At 72.5% G+C, this 1,814-nt stretch carries 2 protein-coding genes; both read right to left on the bottom strand.

Annotation, left to right across the window (positions count from 1 at the left end; translation table 11 throughout):
- Nucleotides 1-488, bottom strand: a 488-nt coding sequence (gene yidD, locus AE652_RS47650) for a membrane protein insertion efficiency factor YidD (protein ID WP_049660897.1), incomplete at its 3' end; no start/stop codon positions are given.
- Between the two features lie 148 nt (nt 489-636).
- The gene (locus tag AE652_RS40685) at nt 637-1,404 is read right to left on the bottom strand and encodes a DUF4239 domain-containing protein (protein WP_049660896.1); all 768 of its coding nucleotides are present in this window, start codon (nt 1,402-1,404) and stop codon (nt 637-639) included.
- Between the last annotated feature and the right edge of the window lie 410 nt (nt 1,405-1,814).

Below are 1,814 nucleotides of genomic sequence, written 5' to 3'. Positions count from 1 at the left end.
CGGGCCCCGCGCAGCGCACCGTGCCGGTGCAGCGCCCGCACCGCGTAGGTCGAGCAGGACGGCGTGTACGGGCAGCAGGCCGGACGGCGGGGGCTGACCTCGGCGCGGTAGTAGCGCACCGCGCCGTACAGCACCCCGGCCGCGAACCCGCGCGGGGCGGGGGCGGACGGATCGGCCGCCCGGCGACCGCGCGCCCCGGTGAGGGCGAACCGGACACCGGAGGCCATCATCACCGGGATCAGGGCGATCAGGCAGGGGTCGGCGAACTCGCAGCAGCCGTCGACGCAGCAGTCCGCGCCCTCGTCCCGGGCGCGCTTGCGCCGCTGGGCCTTGGCGTGGTCCTCCTTGCGGTAGCGCTCCCGGTAGTCCTCCCAGGCCCGGCGCTGCTTCTTCCGCCGGAGCCGTTCCGAGGCGGGCAGCCACCACCAGGCGCGCTCCGGGCGGGCCGGCGGGAAGTGGGCGCCGAGATCCGGCGTCGGGTCGGACACTGCTGACGATCTCCTCGTTCTCGCCGCCGGGGGCCGACCCCCGACGATCCGGGCAAGATTATCCGAAGATCATCTGCCCGGATCCGCCCTGCGGCCGACGGCCCGCAAGCAACGGCCCGCGACCGGCGAGCAGCGGCCGGAGACCGGCTCAGCCGCCGAGGTTGAGCGAGGGGAAGAGGTCCTCGAACGGCTGGGTGGTCACCGAGACGCTCCGGGAGAAGGGGTTGTCGAAGTCCCAGATCATGAACAGCAGGAAGGCGATCAGCACGCTGAAGCAGAGCGCCAGGGTCAACTCCCTCGGCGTACGCCGGATCTGGAGCGCGAAGAGCATGCCGACGGTCACCACCGCACCCCCGATCAGGCCGAACCAGACCACCCCGGGCATCGTCGGCCCGGCGTTCTGTCCGCGCGAGTTGCGGGACTCGGACGCCTGGCTGACCCGGTCCATGATCGGCTGGTAGCCCTGCGACTCCAGGTCGGAGGCGGGCGAGCGGGTGGCGATGTCGTTCTGGAGCTTCTGGAGCAGTTGGTCGCCCTTCTCGGTGATGCCACCGGTCTCCTGCATGTAGGACCACTCGGTGTTCACCACGTACGAGACGTAGGTGTCCACGTCGGCCCGGACCTGGTCGCGGAACTCCGCCGGGTAGATCACCGCACGGTCGCTGATCTCGCGCAGCGACTGCGCCTCGCGGAACAGGTCGTCCTGGGCGGCGCCGCGCGCCTCCCAGACACCCGCGATGGCGAGACCGAGGACGATCGCGTAGACCACCCCGATCATCATCGTGATGTACTCGATGACATCCGGGGTCTCGTCGGCACTCTCCTCGATCGGTCGGCGCTGCCTCAGCACCACCACCGCCATCACGACGGCACAGGCCGACGCCATGGCGATGATCAACGCCACCCACTCGGACATGGGAACTCCCTTCTCTGGCTTGGCTTGTGACGGAACGGAAAGCTCACGGGGGCGGCCCCCGACCGCTTCGGCCCGCTCGGGTTCGGTTCGGTTCGGGACCGCGCGGTAGGGCGGGCCCCCGCCGACCGGGAACCGGTCGGCGGGCCCTCAGGGGACGGTCAGGACGGGCCCGAACGGCCGCCGCGTCCTCGGCCACCACGGCCCGGGCGCAGGGCCGCCGCCGCGAGCACGCCGGGGACCATGATCACCAGCAGCATGGTGGTCATCGAGGTGCCCTGGTGCTGCCGGGCCATGGGCGCGGGCTTCGCCCTGGGGGCGTGGACCACCGGCTGCGCCGACGGGGTCGGCCACAGCGGGCTCGGCCGGGCCGAACTCGGCGAGGCCGCGGGGCTGGGGGCCGCCGGACCGGG

This window comes from Kitasatospora sp. MY 5-36, from assembly GCF_001182915.1.
In the GTDB taxonomy this organism is placed as follows: Bacteria; Actinomycetota; Actinomycetes; order Streptomycetales; family Streptomycetaceae; genus Kitasatospora.
Note: the sequence above shows the minus strand (reverse complement) of the source record. Positions and strands in the feature narration are given on the sequence as shown.

What these genes read in the sequence shown, in the direction of transcription:
- AE652_RS40685 (WP_049660896.1), bottom strand. Translation starts at nt 1,404, where the DNA reads ATGTCCGAGTGGGTGGCGTTGATCATCGCCATGGCGTCGGCCTGTGCC.